Origin of the sequence: Kordiimonas sp. SCSIO 12610 (assembly GCF_024398015.1) — a bacterium.
GTDB lineage: Bacteria > Pseudomonadota > Alphaproteobacteria > Sphingomonadales > Kordiimonadaceae > CANLMI01.
Window position 1 is genome coordinate 1,246,167 of record NZ_CP073747.1, and the last position, 20,229, is coordinate 1,266,395.

At 46.1% G+C, this 20,229-nt stretch carries 17 protein-coding genes; 7 read left to right on the forward strand and 10 right to left on the reverse strand.

Annotated features, from left to right (window positions below; translation table 11 throughout):
- Positions 1-153: 153 nt before the first annotated feature.
- The 3 genes from KFF44_RS05625 to KFF44_RS05635 are packed head-to-tail and all read right to left on the reverse strand — an operon-like array spanning position 154 to position 2,430.
- The gene (locus tag KFF44_RS05625) at positions 154-1,263 is read right to left on the reverse strand and encodes a saccharopine dehydrogenase family protein (protein ID WP_255938040.1); all 1,110 of its coding nucleotides are present in this window, start codon (positions 1,261-1,263) and stop codon (positions 154-156) included.
- Positions 1,253-1,906, reverse strand: a complete 654-nt coding sequence (locus tag KFF44_RS05630; protein ID WP_255938043.1) for a DUF4166 domain-containing protein — start codon at positions 1,904-1,906, stop codon at positions 1,253-1,255. Before KFF44_RS05630 ends, KFF44_RS05625 begins: the two co-directional genes overlap by 11 nt.
- On the reverse strand, positions 1,903-2,430 hold the full coding sequence (locus KFF44_RS05635; RefSeq protein ID WP_255938045.1) for a DUF2269 domain-containing protein: 528 nt from the start codon (positions 2,428-2,430) through the stop codon (positions 1,903-1,905). Before KFF44_RS05635 ends, KFF44_RS05630 begins: the two co-directional genes overlap by 4 nt.
- Positions 2,431-2,549: 119 nt before the next feature.
- On the opposite strand from KFF44_RS05635, the gene KFF44_RS05640 reads away from it, so the two are divergent.
- Together KFF44_RS05640 and KFF44_RS05645 are read left to right on the forward strand one after the other, a co-directional pair.
- Complete coding sequence (locus KFF44_RS05640) at positions 2,550-2,993, forward strand: YaiI/YqxD family protein (RefSeq protein WP_255938047.1); 444 nt, start codon at positions 2,550-2,552, stop codon at positions 2,991-2,993.
- 29 nt (positions 2,994-3,022) lie between these two features.
- Complete coding sequence (locus KFF44_RS05645) at positions 3,023-3,991, forward strand: hypothetical protein (protein ID WP_255938049.1); 969 nt, start codon at positions 3,023-3,025, stop codon at positions 3,989-3,991.
- Between the two features lie 69 nt (positions 3,992-4,060).
- On the opposite strand, the gene KFF44_RS05650 is transcribed toward KFF44_RS05645, so the two are convergent.
- Complete coding sequence (locus tag KFF44_RS05650; RefSeq protein WP_255938050.1) at positions 4,061-4,474, reverse strand: MAPEG family protein; 414 nt, start codon at positions 4,472-4,474, stop codon at positions 4,061-4,063.
- A 167-nt stretch (positions 4,475-4,641) separates the two neighbouring features.
- Here KFF44_RS05650 and rimK point away from each other — a divergent pair, with 167 nt between their 5' ends.
- Positions 4,642-6,075, forward strand: coding sequence for a 30S ribosomal protein S6--L-glutamate ligase (gene rimK, locus KFF44_RS05655; protein ID WP_255938051.1), 1,434 nt, complete (start codon positions 4,642-4,644; stop codon positions 6,073-6,075).
- 61 nt (positions 6,076-6,136) lie between these two features.
- Here the strand turns inward: rimK and KFF44_RS05660 are convergent, their stop codons facing one another.
- From KFF44_RS05660 to KFF44_RS05680, 5 genes are all read right to left on the reverse strand, one after another.
- Complete coding sequence (locus KFF44_RS05660) at positions 6,137-7,318, reverse strand: dipeptidase (RefSeq protein ID WP_255938052.1); 1,182 nt, start codon at positions 7,316-7,318, stop codon at positions 6,137-6,139.
- An 88-nt stretch (positions 7,319-7,406) separates the two neighbouring features.
- The gene (locus KFF44_RS05665) at positions 7,407-8,039 is read right to left on the reverse strand and encodes a hypothetical protein (RefSeq protein WP_255938054.1); all 633 of its coding nucleotides are present in this window, start codon (positions 8,037-8,039) and stop codon (positions 7,407-7,409) included.
- A gap of 102 nt (positions 8,040-8,141) precedes the next feature.
- The gene (locus tag KFF44_RS05670; protein ID WP_255938056.1) at positions 8,142-11,297 is read right to left on the reverse strand and encodes a M56 family metallopeptidase; all 3,156 of its coding nucleotides are present in this window, start codon (positions 11,295-11,297) and stop codon (positions 8,142-8,144) included.
- Positions 11,298-11,299: 2 nt separating this feature from the next.
- Positions 11,300-11,680, reverse strand: coding sequence for a BlaI/MecI/CopY family transcriptional regulator (locus KFF44_RS05675; RefSeq protein WP_255938057.1), 381 nt, complete (start codon positions 11,678-11,680; stop codon positions 11,300-11,302).
- Positions 11,681-11,884: 204 nt separating this feature from the next.
- Complete coding sequence (locus tag KFF44_RS05680; RefSeq protein ID WP_255938058.1) at positions 11,885-13,018, reverse strand: beta-ketoacyl-ACP synthase III; 1,134 nt, start codon at positions 13,016-13,018, stop codon at positions 11,885-11,887.
- A 217-nt stretch (positions 13,019-13,235) separates the two neighbouring features.
- On the opposite strand from KFF44_RS05680, the gene KFF44_RS05685 reads away from it, so the two are divergent.
- The 4 genes from KFF44_RS05685 to KFF44_RS05700 all read left to right on the forward strand — a co-directional run bounded on the left by KFF44_RS05685 (position 13,236) and on the right by KFF44_RS05700 (position 17,038).
- Positions 13,236-13,967 (forward strand): molecular chaperone DjiA, encoded by a 732-nt coding sequence (locus tag KFF44_RS05685; RefSeq protein ID WP_255938059.1) that lies wholly within the window; start codon positions 13,236-13,238, stop codon positions 13,965-13,967.
- 85 nt (positions 13,968-14,052) lie between these two features.
- Complete coding sequence (locus KFF44_RS05690) at positions 14,053-14,964, forward strand: DMT family transporter (protein WP_255938061.1); 912 nt, start codon at positions 14,053-14,055, stop codon at positions 14,962-14,964.
- 9 nt (positions 14,965-14,973) lie between these two features.
- A complete protein-coding gene (locus KFF44_RS05695) occupies positions 14,974-15,717 on the forward strand; it encodes an N-acetylmuramoyl-L-alanine amidase (RefSeq protein WP_255938062.1) in 744 nt (247 codons plus the stop codon).
- Positions 15,718-15,790: 73 nt separating this feature from the next.
- Positions 15,791-17,038 (forward strand): hypothetical protein, encoded by a 1,248-nt coding sequence (locus KFF44_RS05700; RefSeq protein WP_255938064.1) that lies wholly within the window; start codon positions 15,791-15,793, stop codon positions 17,036-17,038.
- Positions 17,039-17,040: 2 nt separating this feature from the next.
- Here KFF44_RS05700 and KFF44_RS05705 read toward each other — a convergent pair whose 3' ends face one another.
- Positions 17,041-20,220: an efflux RND transporter permease subunit gene (locus KFF44_RS05705; RefSeq protein WP_255938066.1), complete on the reverse strand. Its 3,180-nt coding sequence runs from the start codon at positions 20,218-20,220 to the stop codon at positions 17,041-17,043.
- Between the last annotated feature and the right edge of the window lie 9 nt (positions 20,221-20,229).

Here is a 20,229-nt window from a genome sequence, read left to right on the forward strand (position 1 = left end):
CTGTCTACTTACTAATTACTTGCTGCTGTTCGGCCATTGGGTGAACGCAGAGATAAGCTTGTTTAGATGGTCAAGAGTAAAGACTTTATGAAATTTAAGACGTGAATTACATCACAAGGTTGTGAAATATTATTTCACAAATCGGAAACGAGCTTACTGATCGACGACCCAGGAGATATCTAGTGGCTGCAGTGCATCCAAATACTCATTGAGTGTCAAAAGACCAACACAAGGCATTGCCCCTGTTTGCGGAACGGTTTCGGCCGCGAGTTTGCGCGCAAGGATGATTGCAGGCATGCAGGGAATATAGGGGCCATCACCGCTCTTTGCTGTTAGGTCAAAAGTAATTTTTTTGCTCAAACCATCATTATCCTGGCCTTTCATCGTGATGAAGAAGCCGCTGTTATCTGTCCCAAAAATATCAAATACACGCGATAATTTGAGAAGGTAGGGGGCGAGTTTATCGAGTGATGGTAGAAGCTTTATTCGCCTGAGCCATGTCATGCACCAAAGGCCTAAATGCACCACAGGGATTTCTAGGCCTGCATAAAACCGTATTGTTTTTATATTAGGGTAGCGTTCAGGAAATATAGCAAGGTCAGGAATGTCACAGTTGCCAAGTAGGCGCGTACCAAGCCCTTTAAATCTATGCCTGTGAAGGCCTTGCCAGCCATAGATATTTTGCGTGGAACCATCAATTAATGTCTGAAATTCCTGCCCGGCATAGGACAGAACAGCCTGTGTGGTTGCGAGGCCGCGGTTGGTGTGCTGGGCCGTTGTTATGCCGTATTCAACATGGGTTAGGTGCTGGAACTGAAGGCCATAATGATCCAAAAGGCATGATGACAGGCAAGGTACCGAGCTTGCACCGCTGACAATAAGAAGGTTTTTCTTGATGGCTTGAGAGTTCAAAAGATTAATCTTGCTAACGAATTCACGACCATCGGCAAGGTCAATGTAATGGCAACCATAATCGATGCAGGCTTGTGCAACAAAACTATCCTGCCACTGAAAGGGGCCCGATGTGTGAATAACAATATCTGGTTTTGCTCTCTTTAGCGATTTTAGAATATCGTCGTTGATATCCATTTCAAAGGGAGTTGCGGGGTTGATAGCACTCAGGTCTTTGCACAATCTCACGGCCTTTGAAAGCGAACGACCAGCAATGATTAATTCTATGTTTGGGTCAGACGCCAGGTTTTTGGCAATGTAGCTGCCAAAATTTCCGTAACCTCCAATGATTAAAACACGTTTAGATATCATTTGGCCTCGCCGATTTTGCGGGACTGAGGTCGTCGTCTATGCCCGCAGTTTCCATGGTAAATTCGCCTCGATATTCATAAAGCTTTCCAAATAGCCAATGGTTTATTTCGACAAACATTTTAAAACCTATCTCGCTTGTGGCTTCTTCTTCTGCGTGGATATGCCCGATCAACCAAGTAAGGGGTAGGGAAATCAAACGGCCAAACAATTTCACCGCATAACCGTTATGCGCTAGAATAACCTTATTGTTTTGCCATTTGAATTTGGACTGCCAGCAAAGCCCCATTTTCATGACCTCGGTGATCTTATTATCACCCGTTGGGATCATTTCAGAATGGAATATATATGGCTTTCTGTCGCGCATTTGAAAAGTCCGCACAAAATGGAGATGATCATCAAAGGGTGTGCTTTTAAATATAACCTTCACAGGAATATCTGATTGATTTGCGATCGGGATGCCGCCCAGCATATGGGATAAAGGGGCAAATAAACGCATGAGAATATGCGCTTTCACGTCCATTTTACCAACACAGGAATAAGTGTCATTGGTAAATGGGCGGTTGGTATAATGCTTATGCATCACACTTGGGAGGTGCTCCCAATCTTTGCCAAAAACTGATTTGAAAATTGGGTCAGTGGTCATGATGGTTTCGTGACCATAAGATAGAATATACCCACAAGCCCGATAAAGGCAGGCCAACCAAGCCAAAACCAGATTTTGAACATACGGTGATAGCGTATAGGAAGCGGTGAATTGGTGCGGTCACATTCAATCAGGATGTTTTTTAATTGTATCTGAATCCAGACGACAGGAAGCCAGCATATGAGCGCTATAATATAAAGCGCATAGGTCAATATTAGCCAGAATTCAAACGGGCTGTACCCCAAATTCCAAATCAGCCAAAAACCTGTCATTGGCTGAATGATACCTGCGGGTAACGTGAAAATATAGTCTGCAAGCACGGTGTTGCGCACCGCGTATAATTTTTCATGCATGTTATCTGTGAACATGGAACGGAACATAAAAAAGGCAGTTCCCATTCCGGTACCAAAGAGAATGGTTGCACTGATGATGTGTAAAGTTTTGATGCCGCTGTATAAATCCATAAGTTGTATAGTGATGGTGATGGCAATAGCTGTCAAAAGAAATAAAAGGGTATTGCTCAAAAGCGCTTATTTGCCACACCTAATGTCTTATCGAATGTGGTTTTGGCTTTTGTATCGATGTTATTCAGGCTAAGAAATACGGATAGTCCAAGACGCTAGAAACAGGATATAGCGAACATATGCAGATATTCATTGATGCCGATGCGTGCCCCGTTAAGGAGGAGGCACTTGCAGTAGCCTATCGCTACAATGTTAAGCTTTTTCTGGTGTCGAACCAGTGGCTCAGGCTGCCTGTTGGTGACAATGTTGAAAAAATCGTTGTGAATGATGGATTTGATGCCGCCGATGATTGGATCGTTGAAAATGCGGGTGCGGGCGATGTGGTGGTAACAGGTGATATTCTTCTGGCATCCCGATGCCTTGAGAATGGTTCAAACGTTATCGGCCATAACGGAAAACCGTTCACGAGCGATAATATAGGAATGGCAGTTGCCATGCGTGAATTGAAATCTCAGCTTCGGGATATGGGGGAAGATAAGGGATATAATAAGTCCTTTACCAAGGATGACAGGTCCCGTTTTTCAAGCGCGCTAAACCTGATTGTAGAAAAGGCTGTTCGGTAACTCAGATCGAGGATTATATGGAATACAAAATGCCAAATGCTATACTGCTTTTTATTGTCGGGTTTATATTAATAAATATCCTCAATGGTTCACAAGCTCAGGAAATCCCGTCTGAATTCGTTGATAACAGGGTTGTTGTAACGCCTGTCTTGCCAGACGGTAAAACACTGCGTTTTTACACAGATACTGGTGGTGGCTGGAATGCATTATCGCGTGATATTGTAACGAGTTATGGTTGGCCGATTGAAACAATTAAAGGCGATAATGGAAGCACGTTTGATTTGGTTAAAATGCCAAAATGGATGGATGGTAAGGCAATTCCGGATGCGGGCAGGAATAATGTATTGAATAATCGTCTTATTGTTGCCCCCAGTGCGGCTATTGCAGGTGGTCAAGGTGGTCTCGATGGCTTTTTAGGGGGAAGGTGGCACGCAGAGAAAATTATCGAATGGGATTATTTTGAGAAGTTGATGGTGCTTCATACGGATTTCGATGCCGTTGAAAAAAGCAATATGGCACCCATTGATGCCCCTGTACGAAAAAATGTAGATGGAAATTATGAGCTATCGTTTCCCAGAATAGAAATCGAGGTGGATGACGTTGTTCATCAGGTTTTATTTGATACTGGTGCAACAATGAATGTATCGGCGACAACACAGTCAATCATGAAGACTGATGGCAGATTGGTTGGCAGTTCATTCATGATCGCATCTGTTTTCGATCAGTGGAGAGAAAATCATCCAGATTGGCGCTATATAGAAGACGGCGATTATTCTTTTGAAACACCTGTTCCTATTATTCAAGTGCCTAAAGTCAGTGTTGCGGGGCTAGAGGTTGGGCCTGTATGGTTTGCCCGGCGTCCTGATAATAGCTTTTTAAAGGGGATGGCACCTTTTATGGATCAACCAATCGTTGGTGCAGTTGGAGGATCACTTTTTCAATATTTCAGAATTATAATGGATTACCCGTCGGAGAAAGCCTATTTTGAAGTTAAATAGGCTTTCTCTCTGATGGAATTATGACTTCAATAATGAACACACATTATTGGTTAACAAAGGCGCGTTTGTTTATAGCACTTGAGCCATAATCATACCGATTCCGATCAGGCTTGCGAACCAGGCCAGCGGGCGAATTTTTGGAACAGCGGTTAGATAAAGAATGGCGTGCACGACACGGGCAATAAAGAAAATCCAGGCCCCCATCACCGTATAATCATTTGAAACACCGGCTGCGTTTGCAACCAAAATAGTTGGCGCAAAAAACATCATATTCTCCAGCATGTTATCCTTCAGGCGTGTCGCCCGCTTTCTAAACACACTTGGTTCCGGCAGGTCGTCACGCGGTCCTGCTTGTGCTTCAGCGCCGTTTTCCCGTATCCCGCGCGCTGCCGGAATTAACACCAAAACGAATGTCAGAATAACGCTATAGAGTAAAATATTCAGTTCAGTCGTCATCGACCCAATCAACGATCCCAGATTCATGTTTTTCCCCTTTTCTTTAGCTCCCAATCATCACTGAGCTTAAGATATCTTGGGATCAATGGAAAGGCCGTAAATTTTGCTGGACGTGTCACGAATTTTTCTTCAAAGAGAAATAGGGTTGCCTGATAAAACAGGCCAACTTGGGTCGGTGTTTAGGGGAATTTATCATGGCGGAATACAAAGATAGTGGCGTAGTTGGCATTGATGTCGGATGGGAAGAATGGGTTGCGCTCAAGCAGCTTGGCTTGCCAGCACTGAAGGCCAAGGTGGATACAGGGGCCAGAACATCAGCACTGCATGCGTTCACCATTCAGCCGTTTGGAAGTGAGGATAATCCCAAGGTTCGTTTTGGTATCCATCCCATTCCGGATCGGCCTGATTTTGAAGTGTATTGCTCCGCATCGGTTGTCGACAGGCGTGAGGTAACATCATCAAACGGGCAGGTAGAACTTCGGTATGTTATTGAAACGCCGATCACCATAGGCGGGAAAACATGGCCGGTGCAAATGACGCTGACCAACCGTGAAAATATGGCCTTTAAAATGCTGCTCGGTCGTCAGGCGATGGAAGAGGATGTGGCGGGCGAGGTAGTGTCGGTTCGCCCTGACGCCGCTAACCTGCAGGGTGAATTATCCTATGATCTCTATAAAACGCTGAAGAAGGCAAAACCGATCAGCAGACCGCTGCATATCGCTATTTTAACGCGGGAGCCCAATAATTATTCGAGCCAACGCATGAAAGAGGCTGCGGAGGCACGAGGCCATACTGTGGCACTTGTGGATACCAAACGATGTTACTTGAATATTCAAAGCCACGCGCCCGAAGTTCATTATGACGGCGCACCGCTTCCTGCCTTTGACGCAGTAATTCCAAGGATCGGTGCTTCGCTTACATTTTACGGAATGGCGGTTATGCGCCAGTTTGAAGCCATGGGGGCTTACTGTGTCAATACAGCCGCCGCGATTGGCGCATCGCGCGATAAATTGCAGGCGCATCAACTGCTGGCACTGCACCGCATTCCGATGCCGACAACCGCGTTTGCGAACCTGCCCAAAGATACGGATAGCCTAATTGAGCTTGTCGGCGGTGCGCCGCTTGTGGTGAAATTGCTTCAAAGTACGCAAGGGCGGGGGGTCGTGTTAGGCGAAACCAAGAAAGCGGCTGAGGCGGTAATAGGCGCTTTCCAGGGGTTAGACGCCAACTTTCTCGTGCAGGAGTTTGTGAAGGAAGCCGCGGGCGAGGATTTACGTTGTTTTGTGATTGGTAAACGCGTTGTCGCATCGATGATCCGTAAGGGAGAGGAGGGCGAATATCGCTCGAATCTTCACCGCGGTGGTGCTGCGAAGGCGGTGCGTATCACAAAGGCCGAGCGCGAAGTTGCGGTAAAGGCTGCGAAGGTCATGGGCCTTCGAGTTGCCGGTGTTGATATTCTTCGTACTAACGACGGACCTGCGGTTTTGGAAGTGAACAGTTCACCGGGGCTTGAGGGTATTGAAAAAGCATCGAAGAAAAATGTGGCTGATTTGATTGTCGATCATATTGAAAATAACGTGCGACCCGTTGTTGGTAAATTGACAACAAGCCGCCGTAAAAAGCCGTGATCGCAGTCATCGCTTTGTGATGTTGGGCATTGATTGATGTATGTCTATCGATCAATCAGTTTTATTTCGAAGGCAGCCAAGTGCTGAGGAACTTTATGCTGTTTCCCCCCATAATCTTGCGAATATCATCAGGGTCAATGCCGAGTGCAATCAGCTCAGTGGTTATGACCGCCAAATCATCGGCTGCGATACTTTCGGTTGATCCATCCCAGTCAGACCCCAAGGCGATATGATCGCTACCGACAAGGTCAATCCCATATTTAATCATCCCGGCGATTGATTGTGGGGACGGGTCGCATACCGCGCCGTCCCAGTAACCGAGTGCGATTAAGCCGCCCTTAGAAGCGATTTCCTTCATTAAATCATCAGGATAGTTTCGCGGGCTATCACAAAACCCTTTGAGCCCTGTATGGGAGATCACGACGGGGCGTGTGCTTAGGGCAAGGACATCACGTGCCATTGCTTCTGAGGCGTGAGCGAGGTCGATGATTATTTCTTTTTCATCCAGTTGCTGGATCACCTGTTTGCCAAAGTCGCTGAGGCCAAGACCATTTTTACCGTGAAGGGAACCCCCGAGCTCGTTATCAAAAAAGTGCGTTAAGCCAACCATACGAAAACCAGCGTCATACATGCGGGTAATATTGTCGATATTCCCTTCAAGCGGATGCGCGCCCTCGGTGCCCAATAAGGCACCAATGGGTTTGACCTGAGAGGTAGATCGATGGCGGCTGATCAGGAATTGCTGCAGGTCTTCTTTGGATTTGATCCAGATAAGCCCGCCATTTGAAGCAGTGATCAGGTTATCCAACTTCTGGGCCTGATAAAGCGCGCGTTCAAGGAGGCTGTTCCAGGTGCGGGTGGGCCAGCCCTGCACGATTGTAAGGGCGGTTATGCGGTCGCTATCGGCGCTGTTTTCCTCGTAATTTTGACCTTCAGGGGATTTTGTAACCGTTGTAAACATTTGAACGGCGATATTACCATCATTCAAACGGGGTAAATCCACATGGCCAAAATCATGACGGTTGAGGGCATTTCGGTCCCACAAAAGCGTGTCTGCATGCCAATCCATAATCAGCATGTCTTTATGAAGCGTTCGTGCCTCAATCGGTACTGTGAATGGTTCGTGGGGCCATATTTTGTTGGTGGTTTTGTCGATATATTCTGGCAGGAACAATCGCGTACCAACAATACCCGTTATCAGCAACGCAAGAATGATAAGTGGAATTTTCACAATCTTCGGCATTAAAGATGTTCCTGATAATCGACGGCAAACAAGTTAGAAAAAAATACGTTGTTGCTAACTTTAACCTGTTTCAGCGAGAATTAAAGACTTATTGCATTTCTGAAATTGTATGCCCCACTTTGTTCGCTAGGTAGACGCTCAACATTTTGACGTCGCTTTTTGTTTTTGTCTCATAACCAAATTCTTCGTAATCTTCTTTATCAAAATTGCCGAGAGTAATATTCAAATCCTTATCGTAAATGACTGTGTTTTCGGATGAAAATATTTTTAAATTTGCAATGAGGTGGCTTCGGTTGTTTGAGTGGGGAATTACATAGAAGGTATCATTGCGATAATGACCAATGTCGTTAGAGAAGAATGCGACAGGGTAACCATCAATCTTTATTTTTTTAATCTCGACCAAATATTTAGTTCTATTGATGCTGCGATTTTTTAAATTATGTTTGATAAGTAGATCTATAATCCTGGATAATTCGAATCTTTCAACATTGTTAAAGATTTCATGATCTAGAAATGGAAGTTTTTTATATCTTAGCCGTCGATGATTTTCTTTGATATTTAAACTTTGAACCCGCTGGCTAAGCTTTTTTGAATAAATTACGCTTTTTGATAAAGATACTGAGCTTTCAGCTATCGCTCCGTTATAATTAGACCCCAGGAAAAAAGTAACTAAAATTATAACTGTAATAGTTTGAAGTTTTGCCAAGAAATAATACATCATAATCCCCCCGTGATTATTTTTGCACGAATATACTGCGTCGTAGCAGTTGGTGCAACAATGACCGCGTCCCATCTATTTACCGCGAAGCCAACCTTCTCGGTATTATAACGTCTTTCTTGGGTTTCTTATAGTTTGAGTATGATTGTTCTTTTCGATAAATGCGCTGACCTCATTGGAAAATATCGAGGTAAGTTGCTTTACCTTGCTTTTGGTTTGACGTTGATATCCATGAATTTGATAATCGCTTTTATCGTAATTCTGGATATCCACTTTAATGTCATGCGTTGAAATTGCCCCACTAATCTTGTTAGTTAACTTCAGCTTGCCCTTTATATGAGGAGGCTCGGCATGAGTTCCAAAAAAGGTGTCAAATGGTCCTGAAAAGAAGGCGATGCTGTATTGATTGATTTTGATTTCTTCCAATTCTAGCGAGAGGTCTATGTCTCTAAGATCAATTCCTCTGGATTTCAGGTTGTGGCCTAAAAGCTGTTCGATAACTGTGGCCAATTCGAAACGTTCGATGTCATCAAAAATCGGGTCCTGAAGAAACGAATGCTTTTTGGACGTGTTTTTACGCTTATTCTCAAATGTGTTTAGGCTTCCAATTCGACGGGCAATTTTATCGCTATATGCCACTTTGATGGCTTGGAAGTTATTGTTTTTGTGGGGGCGACTTTCCGTGATTGTCTCGTTGGGATAAGTACTAGCAATTTTGTGAGCAACAGTATTTGCCAGCATTGTAAGGATGGATTTTAATCCCGTATCATCCCGAAAACCTATATAGCCGTATTTATGGTATTGGTTTATTCTAAAGTCATCTGGGTCGGTTTCAAGCTCAACAGTATCAATGATACTGCCATTGGGTGAAGTTATTTCCAAGGTTGCAGTTATTTGCTTTGGTTCACGATTCTCCGCTGAAATGTTTGTTTGCTGAGTTATGATATCCGCTTGGATTGAGGGGTAACCGTGCAGTCTGATAGCATTGATTTTGAGTGAATATTCAAAATCATAAACCCTGCGCTGCCTAAGTCCATGCCTTATAAGCGTTTCCAATACTTCATCAATTTCAAAGCGGCTTTTGCCAGCGAAGAGAGAGTGAGAAAGGAAGTTTCCGCCATTCACTGTTTCAGTCTGATTGATGACTGGGATATAGGGTTTTAAGGCATTTGAGAACTTTATATTAGAGCCATATGCTTCATGCTTCACTGCCTCATAGTATTCTTTATGATTTGTTTGTTTGTTCAATGAATATCGAGGGTGCGCATTTTCGTTCTTCAGCGCTTCCTGTATCGCTTCCGCTGCACGGTAACTGAAAACAGTGATCAGGCTTTTCATGCCTAAGACATCAATATAATCGCCTGGTTCTGAATTAAGATTCTTTAATTCTTGTGCAAGGTTGATATTTATTTTTTTCTTTGAGAGGACCTGCTCTTCATTGCCTAAAACTTCTAAACGTGCTGACAATGTTATTGATAAAAATCCATTATCAAAACAATCTGATGAACATGAAGACAAATTGTTGATTACTGCAATGCCATAACCCGGGACATTGATTCCCTTGATGTGCAAATTATATGAAACATCGTCAATACCACCGTCCCTCAGGTGATGTTCGATTAGCCTGGGGATAATTTCCGTTATGTCGAAGTCTGTAACGCCCTCAAATATGGGGAAGTCATAGTATGGATTGGCTTCAAGTTTCCTTTTTTGCATGGGTCTGGCGTCAAGTCGTGCTTCTTGTTTCGCTATGCTTCTTAGGTATCTTCTTAGACGGCTACTGAAGGTGATGTTGTAATTGATAGTGCTAAGGTTTTCGTTTTCCACCCCATCAGAGGCGGTTGCTATTGAATATTGCTCGAAGGTCGGTGTGATTGACGTGTCGGGCGTGGACGGCGAAAGCGGAAAATGTTCCGCGGATATTTGTTTTACCAACCCGTCTTTGATATCAAAACTCAAGTCAGCTGTTGGAACCGTATTTTCTGCCTGATAAATGCTTCGCTCAACATGCCAGTCATTTTCCTCGCTTTCTGGCGGTGTGGGCTGTGTTGAAGTGTTTGCAAAATTCTGATTGTTATCAGTTTCAAATTGGGTTTGAACCTTTTCAATAATCGTGTCCGAAGCGTCTGCAACAAAGGTGATATTGGGAACCGTTAGTGCGATTACCAGTATGACGCCAGCGGTCGACATAGATTTCATGACCTCTACCTGATCTAATCTTTGGCGTTTTGCCTTCAGCAGGGTTTTAATCCTATTGGGTAGCAAAGAGTTATTGCTGGCCATCATGGCGTGCAGATTACGTTCGCGCGTGCTGGATATATTTTGTGCACAAACATAGAGTGTTTCAGCAAGGTTTGTTGGTTCATTGGTATGTGCAATTGCCCATTGATCAGCATCAAATTCGGCAAGTTCTACCAATCGATTTCTCGCCAATAGAAAGAGGGGCTGGAAGAAACATAGTTTGTTCACAAACATAGTCGTCAGCAGCATTATAGGGTCGTTATTTGCGATATGGCCAAGCTCATGCGCCAATAAGCTTTCAAGCTGAACGGTTGGTAATTCGTCCTCAATCGCCCAAATAGGCAGGCAAATTTCGTGGTTTGATACGCAAACAGGGCTCTGTATATCGTGTGAGTATGTCAGGCGAATATGGCTTGTCAGGCCTGTTTTCGCCATCATGTTGTTGACAATATCATTTGCAATGTGGCTTGGCGGCACCTGCTTACGTTCGCCGAGCGCTCTATGGCTTTGGATATAGCTTATCAGGAAATACAGTATTCCGCCGCCAGTGATGAACATCCAAAGGGCCGTGATGAAATCAGCATAACTATATCTTGGCGAGGAATAGGGTGCAGATGGAATAGTAAGCGAGGCAGGCGTGTTGGGTAATTCGATATCCTGCCTCGCTCCCCCAATCAAGCTTTCACTGTCGAAAGCAGATTGAACCGGGTGGGGTTCAGTTGGTTTGTTTAATGACGGAATGAAACTGGTAGTTTTGAGGGCTTGAAAAACTGGTTCGGCTGCTTCTTTCTTAATTTCGATCGCTGATTCTGAAGTGAATGAAATTGGCAGAGTGGCGATGAAGCATGCCATGTATGCCGTTTTCCAGGCCAGCTTTCTTAGAGCCGTTGACTTTAGAATTTTTGTTTTTTCCGCGACCCATACACAACTAAAAACAATTGTACTGGTCAGTAGGAATTTAAAAAAGATTGCAAGAAAGGCCGTATTTGTGACTATGTCTATATTGATTGTATCCAGCATTTTTATTCCCCTTGATTTTTATTGTTATCAAGAAGAGAGCGGATTTCCTCCAGATCGTCGTCGCTGAATTCATTCTCACGAACGAGGTGTGCCAAAAGACTTGAAGCATTTCCCTTAAATAGGGTGGAAACAAGCGAAGAAACCATGTTTTGCTGAATATCTTCTTCGCTTACAATAGCTTTGAAAATACGTTGTCGCCCACGCGGCTCGGATACAAGTACTCCCTTTTTCTCCAGCCTTGTTAAAATGGTTCCAACGGTTGTATGCGCCAGATTGAGCTCTTTGATATGGTGTTGCACATCTTTTGCAGACCCTTCGCCGAGTTCCCATAGGGCGCGAACGATCTGATACTGCTGATCACTAAGCTTGATGTTTTTGGACATAGAACACTCCCAATCGCTACATGTGTAGTAGAGATTGCTACACATGTAGTAGATAGTCAAGGATTAAATGTCTATGCAATTATTTTGATACTTTTAAGTGTATGCTAGGTTGCTGACTTGAATAGGATAAATGAAAAAGCCCGCAGAAATATTCTGCGAGCTTTCATGAAATACAACAAAGTGTTCAGTTGTTTTAAAGTCGATCTATTGTTTTTCCACAATCAGACTACCGATGGAATAGCCCGCACCAAACGAGCAGATGATCCCGCGGTCGCCGCTTTTAAGGTCGTCACGATTTTTGTGGAAGGAAAGAATGGAACCAGCACCCGCTGTGTTTCCAAACGTATCTAAAACTGTCGGCGCTTCGTGTGCTTCAGGTTCCCGGCCTAATAGTTTCTTAGCGGCATACATATTCATATTGATGTTCGCCTGATGCAACCACATACGCGAAAGGTTTTCGACGGTGAAATTCATGCCTTTTAATTGACGTGTGATAAAATCGGTTACAAGCGGCAAAAGTTCTTTGAACACTTTACGCCCTTCCTGAACGAAGAACATATCATCTCGCAGCATGCTATCATCATCAAGGCGTGTCATCGGGCCATAATTGGAGCGAATATTATTAGAATATTGGGTTTCCGCCATAGTATCCAAAATCAACCAGCTCTCACGGCCTTCTTTTACAAGGTCAGCACGCTCAAGGACGACGGCAGTTGCCACATCACCGAAAATAAAGTGACTGTCGCGGTCACGGTAATTCACCATTGTAGAGAAAATTTCCGGATTGATCATCAGAACACGGTTCGCGATCCCGCTCTTGATCGCGTTCACTGCATTAATGATGCCGTATGTCGCTGACGAGCACCCCATGACCATGTCAAATGCAGAACCCTTGGTGCCAAGATGGTGTTGAATTTCAATGCCAATTGCGGGGAAGGCGCGCTGCATTACGGCGCTTGAGCACACAATCTGATCAATTTCGCCGGCGTCCAATCCTGCCTGCGAAAGTGCAGCCTTAGCCGCTTCAATACCCATATGGGCCTGTAGGCATGGATCTTCAGTTGTGCCATGTCCGCCCTCGGGCATTTTTGACATCATGCGATTAAGGTCCATTACGCCGTCAACATCGACAAGATTTCTGGATTTAATCCCTGACGCTTTTTCAACGAAGGCAGCGCTTGAATATTGTTTTGCAGTAATACGGCCCGCATCAATATCGGCTTTATGTTCTTCGTTAAATTGATCTACATGAGCATTGAAGGCTTCAACAAGCTCTTCGTTAGTGATTTTGTTTTCAGGTACAAAGATACCCGTACCTGTGATCGCTACATCAACCATTTATCCGACATCCCTTATTTTATCATGTCATCGGGTTATACGTAATCGCCTTAAACCACCCATCAAGCTTACTGGAGTTAGTGCGAACGCATAGCTATATAGGCTTTTTAATCTTAGTCCAACCCCCGTTTGACGGATTTATGAAACTTTGTTGAATGTGATGATGTTTGTAAAAAATAGGCTGTGATCGAAAAAAAGACTGTGCTATCAAGCCATTATGTCTGTTTGGGGTAAAATAATTGGCACAACAGCCGGAATTGCACTTGGAGGCCCTTTGGGGGCTTTGCTCGGGCTTACGCTTGGGGCTGCGGTGGATGCTGGGATCGAGAAAACTGTAGAGGACGATTCTACAGGGACCCGTAACATTACCTTTACCATCGGGGTTATTGCGCTGGCTGCTAAAATGGCGAAGGCGGATGGCCGTGTGACCCGCGATGAGGTTGATGCCTTTAAAGCCATTTTCCGAGTGCCGGCTGAGGAAATGAAGAATGTTGGCCGTGTGTTTGATATGGCGCGCCAGCATACAGCAGGGTTTGAAGCCTATGCCCGTCAGGTGGAAAAAACCATGCGCGGCAATAAAGGCGTGCTTACTGACCTGCTGGACTCTTTGTTTTATATTGCTAAAGCTGATGGGCATGTGCACCCGAAAGAGTTGGAATATATAGAGGTAGTCGCCGGCATTTTTGGCCTCACGGGGATCGAAATTCGCTCGCTCCTTGATCGTCATGTTGGGCCCGATCCGGATAGCCCTTATACGATATTGGGTGTTTCCGCTGATATTAGTGACGAAGACTTGAAAAAGCGATACCGTCAACTTGTTCGTGAAACACACCCGGACCGCATGATCGCAGAGGGTGTTCCAAGCGATTTTATCGCCGTTGCAACACGCCGTGCGGCAGAGATTAACACGGCCTATGATAAAATTATGGCGGAAAGGTCAAAATCCTGAGATAAGGAGTTTCATGTTTTGCGTGTTGGCTCCGCATTGTTCACTTCACCGTCTTTTGCTTAATCATTCTTGAAAGAATAAAATCATGGCGCTGCGCGATATTATATTGGTGATTATTGTTAATATCGCATGGGGGCTTAATTTTATCGCGGTTTTGTTCGCGGTTGATGGGTTCCCGCCGTTGCTTGCAAATACTATTCGTTTCGTAAGCGTTGTCGTATTTTTGCTGCCGTTTTTGAAAATCATTCCCGGCAGAATGAAGGATATGATGACGATTGCCTTTGTCATGGGTGTTGTTCATTTCGGCGCGATCTTTATTGGCATGAGCAAAACAGAGGAAGTCAGCACAATCGCGATTGTTGGTCAGCTTAGTGTGCCATTTGCAACCCTGATGTCTGTTTTGATGCTGGGGGAAAGCGTTGGGTGGAAGCGGGCGGCGGCTATCGTTCTAAGTTTCGCGGGGGTTATTATCCTTGGGTTTGATCCCAAAGTTTTTGGCTATATTGATGCTGTGCTTTGGATTGTTTTTTCGAGCTTTATATACGGTGTGTCAACGGTTCTCATGCGACGCCTTAAGGACGTTCGGGCCACGACAACACAGGCATGGATCGCTGTTGGCGGTATTATCGGTTCGCTTATTCTATCATTACTTTGGGAAAGTGATCACATCAGGGTTATCCAAGCCGCTAGCCTGAGCGCTTGGGGCGGTGTGCTCTATAGTGCTATTGGCTCATCGATTATTGGGCATGGGGGCGTTAATTATCTTCTTCGTAAATATGAAGTGTCGGTTGTTGCACCTTATTTGCTGATGACTCCCTTTTTCGCCATATTAGGGGGTATAGTCTTCCTTGGTGAGGCGCTTACGTGGCGGGTTATCGTTGGCGGCGCCATGACGCTATTGGGTGTTTTAATCGTAACACTAAGGAACAAGGCACGCGTTGAAGAAGAATTGGATGCAGAGGGCCTCAATAACGAAACATCGCATCAGGTACGTTGAAGAAAAATCATGACAATACGGCCTTACCCATCGCCAAATTATAATGATCGCCCCGGCAACTGTCAGCCTGATATGGTTGTGCTGCATTATACCGGAATGGAAACAGGGCAGGGCGCATTGGAGCGACTATGTGACCCAAAGGCAGAAGTTTCCGCGCATTATCTGATCGAAGAAAGCGGGGAAACTTATCAGTTAGTTGAACCGGATAAACGTGCGTGGCACGCAGGAATTTCCCATTGGCAGGGGCGTGATAATTTAAATCATTATTCCATCGGCATTGAATTGGTGAACCCTGGCCACGAATTTGGCTATCGTTCCTTTCCCGAGACACAGATTGCGTGTTTGCTTGAATTGCTGCAAACGCTTAAGCAGCGTTACGGGATAAAAAAGCATATGTATGTGGGGCACAGCGATATCGCCCCCGACCGTAAAGAAGATCCCGGTGAGAAATTTCCTTGGCAACAGCTTGCAAGTGAAGGTTTCGGCATTTGGTCGGAGGTGAACGGGAATAGCCAGCAAGCGTTACTTGACGATAGCGCCGCAGTCAGCCAGCGGGAAATGATTATCGTGTTGCAGGAAAAGCTGAGGTCAATTGGATATGGAATAGAGATTTCCGGTGTTTATGACAAGCTTACAACGGCGTGTGTTCGTGCATTTCAGCGGCGATGGCGTCAAAAACATGTGACTGGTGAATATGATGCTGGTACAGACCGTATAGTTAATGATATAATATATCAATATAGTCAGTTTTGAAGATGAAATTGCAGGGAAGGTTACGCCTCATTTTTATATTGGCGATCTTTTCTAATTTGGCAGGATAAGAAAAATGAGAAAAATAATTTTGACAGCGATCGCAGGCACAAGCTTGTTGGCAACAACCGCCCTCAGCGCTAAAAATACGGGCCAAAATACGGGGCAGAATGGCGGGCAAAATGGTGTCGCATCTAGTCATAAGCCCAATGAATATACAACAGCCTGCCTGGAAGCATTGTCGCGGGATTGTGCGATTTCATCTGCAATGCAAACCGTTATTGCTGAAGAGTTAGGGCTCGAGCGGGCCAAGGTTTTGGTTGGCGTTGCTCGGTCCTTGATCGCGCTGGGTGATAACGACCGGGCAATCCAAACGCTTAAGTTAGCCCTTGAGGAGGCCCGCAGTGTCCGCCTCACCTTGATCACGCAGGAAAAAATCAAAGAAATTGCCCCCTTGCTGGCAAAGGCCGGAGATTTGGATGAAGCGTTAAAATTAAGTGCAGAACTTCAGATTGATTCTGTACGTGATAAAACGCTTGCTGCAATTGCCAAAGAGACTGTCAAACTTGGCAGCCTTGCCGACGTTAAGCGGGCAACCAGTCAGATGAAGAATAGGGTAAGAGCGTTCTGGGAAGATGCAGAATCTTATGTGTTTGCGCCTGCTGATCAACTCTCTTTGGGTGAAGTGGCGTCGTTAGAACAGGAAATTCGTCTGCTGGATAAGGCGGAAACAAAATACCGTGGTATTGTTTACCTTGCGATCATTGCCGGGAAAATGGGCAATACAGAGCGCCGCGATGCCTTAATGTTGGAAGCACAGGATATTTTCTCCGCAATTACCGGACTTAGTCAGCGTGGTCGCGCGGCGGTGCAGCGCCTTGAGGCAATGGTAAAAGCGGGAGTAAGTGATGAATTTATTCAGGCTTCTTACGAATTTGCGAAACTGCACGGATCTCGGCTTCGCGGCGGCGATGTTACAGACTTTTCAAAAGCAATAGGCGCTGTTGAAGCCAAGCTTGGTTTGATGGATGTTGCCCTAAACAGGGTGCCTGTTTTTCCGACGCCCGAGCAAAGAGTGTCCTATTTGTCTGGTTTGGTAAATGATAACGCTGCGGGCGGCCCGCTTGCTTTGGCGTATGCGTCAATACTTGACGAAATTAGCGAAATTGAAGGCGTTTACGAGCGCGATATTGCCAGGGTCATGCTGCTTGAAGGCGCCGTTTCTAGTAAATCGGTTGACCTGTCACTGCCAGTTATTAGGGCGCTTGAAGATGATGATAATCAGGCACTTGGGCTCGCGCTTTTGGCATCAATTATCGAATAAATCTATACTGCTTGCTGCTCAAAGGGCTTTGACGTTTTCGCGGGCTTCGGCCTGTCGGCACCGCTACCTCGTGGTGCTGAAACCGGACGTTTGCGCGTTAGCCACAGGAATGCAGCCGGGGCAAAATAGAAACTAACAATCATCGATAGGAAAGCACCGCCGGCAATCGCAACTGCAAACGGTGGCCAGAAAGCGCCGCCCGCCAGGATAAGCGGCATAAACCCACCTACAGTTGTCAGTGTCGTTGAGAAGATATGACGGCCTGTTTTCATAACGCCGTGAACAACTGCGTCCGGGTCGCCCGCACGCGCGGCATCAATACCTCGAAGCTCAGATAATATAACGATAGCTGCATTGATCGCGAGGCCCACCAGCCCCATAAGGCCGAAGATCACAACAAAGCTAAGCGGGTAATTGAAGAACCAAAGGGAGAACAGCCCTAGTCCACCTGCCTGAACGGCGGCAGCGAAAGTGACAAGTGCCATCCGGAAACTGTTGAAGGTCAATACGATAGCGAGGATCATCATAATAACCAACATACCAGCAGTGCCGAACAGCTTCCCAACGGCTTCGTTGCGTTTTTCACTTTCGCCGCCAAACTGAATTTTATACCCGGGGGGCACGGTAAAGTTTCGTTCTGCGATGCGTTCCTGAAGGGCTTTGAAGCCAACTTCCGGCAGAACACCAAATTCAAGATAAGCCTGAACCTTGTTCATGCGCTCGTTATTATAGTGCGAAATTGAGCCGACCTTAGTGCCAAGTTCAACATCAGCGACCGCCGATACAGGAATATCAGCGAACGATTGATCTTGCTCAAGCTCCTGATTAACGCCGATCAGGTTCATATCTGCGATCGAAGAAATATCGCGGCGGCGCGCGCGTTCTGCGATCAATTTAATAGGAACCTGCTGCGTTTCTTCTATTAGGAATGAGGTTGTAATACCGTTTGTTAAGGCCTGTAGTTGGCTTTCCACATCGCTTAGTGTTAAACCTGTTGTGGATACATCATCCTCGCGTGCATTCACAGTGATCTGCGGACGCCCCGGTTTCAGGGATGTTCTTGTATTGGTAACGTCTGGGATCGTTGCGATAATGCTTCTGATTTCATCGCCCAATTCCTGTAATACCGCGAGGTCGGGACCGAGAACACGAACTTCAAGTGGCGCTTGGATAGGGGGGCCGCTTCCAAATTCGCGGACGATGATTGTCGCCTCTGGCACCAAAAGCGAAATGTCATTCTGAAGCTGCGGAATAAGATCTGGAATATCATTAAAGTGGCCAACCGTAACAATTGCCTCAGCAGCGCTGACAACGCGGTCATTGCTAGCAATCATGCTATAATAAAATTTGGCTGGCCGTGTTCCCATGAACCAATGGGCGCTTTCAATAACCGGATAGTTATCGAGTGTTGCATGTATCCGCTCAACAGCGCCGCGCGTTTCCTCAATAGACGCCTGTGCGGGCATTGAAACCTGAATACGGAACTGATTTCTGTCGCTTACAGGGAAAAACTGTTCGGTCAATTGCCCTGCAAGGGCAAACCCCATCAACGGAATGCCCATGGCAACTACGATCGACCTCAAGGGGCGCCTTACGGACCATTGAAGCGAGGCTTCAAACCATTTTGCGAGGTATCCCCCCTGAATGCCATCACGCCACCATACGCGCTCTTCGGCTGTGTTAGCCGTTGCCGCAGTTTCTGGCTTGCGACCTTCCACCACACGGCCCGCGACTGCGGAAATGATGGTGAAGGCGATAACATAGGACGCAACAAGGGATGCGATCACCGCCGCCGGCACACCGATCAAAAAGTCACCAGCATTACCCGGCATCAGAATAAGCGGCATAAAGGCGATAATCGTGGTTAGTGTACTTCCAAGAAGGGGAAGCCAAAGTTTTTGAACTGTCATCGCAACAGACTTTGAGCGCCCTATGCCTTTTAGGCGAAGCTGCTGGATTTCATCTGTGATCACAATGGCATTATCCACCATGATGCCAAGGGCAACAATCAAACCAGTAACCAACACTTGTTCGATCCGCATGCCAAACAGGTTGGTGATTGCAAGCGCGGCTAAAAGCGTGAGGGGCAGGATAGACGCTGATACAATTGACGCGCGCCAGCCCAGTGAGACAAAAAGCACAACCAAAACCACAAGGGCACCAACAGCCAGGTTGGACATCAGGTTATTTAACCGCTCGTCCGCATAAAGACGCTGGTCAAAGATACGTTCCAATTTAATCGATGCTGGAAGGGTTTCCCGTGTTGCTTCTAGAAGTTCGCCAACATCCTCTGACCATGCATCAATACGTGAATTTTCAAACATCCTCGCGGCGACAATCACACCGTATGTACCGTTCACATAGGCAAGGTTGCTTGGTGGGTTTTCAAACGAACGTTCAACCTTGGCAACGTCGCCAAGCCTTAGGCTGGCCCCTTCAGGGTCAAGACCAAGGGGAATACGTCTGATACGAGCAAGGCTATCGAGCGCGCCGGACACTTCTACGACAAGGCGGTTATTGGCACCAGTTACAACCCCCGCAGACCCACGAGCGTCAGAACCTCTGATGCGGGCGGCGACATCCGCCATAGTGAGGCCGCTAGACGCCAGCTCGCGGTCATCGACTGATATGCGGATTTCCTCGTTTGGCAAGCCGAGTACGTCAACAAAGTCAGTGCCGCTGAGGTTCCGCATTTTACTTTCGAGTTCAGAGGCATGGCGGCCAAGGATAGCATAATTAATCGGGCTATCGCTTTCCCATGTTAGGGCGATAATTGCGGAGTGAGCATAGATTTGTGTGTCCGAAAGGTCAGGGGCAGACGTGCCAGCCGGAAGGTCCGTGACCTCGGAAATCTTATCACGTAAGCGCGCAGTGATTGGTTTTGCGTTATTGACCCGGTCCTCAAGCTCAATCGTTACCACGGAAATGCCAGCGGATGATGTGCTGTTAACCTCTTTGACTTCTGGGATTTCGCGAACTTTGCGTTCCAGTTTTTCTGTGATTTCTGCTTCCACGCGCTCTGCTGATGCACCGGGGTAAAAAGTTTTTACCTGAACGACACGGCTCTCCATGTGCGGGTCTTCAAGGCGCGGCATTGTGGTAAAGGCGTTGAAGCCAGCAATGATGATCAAGAGAAGTAAAAGCCAAACCGCGCGTGGGTGATTATATAGCGAACCTTTCATGATGGTGGC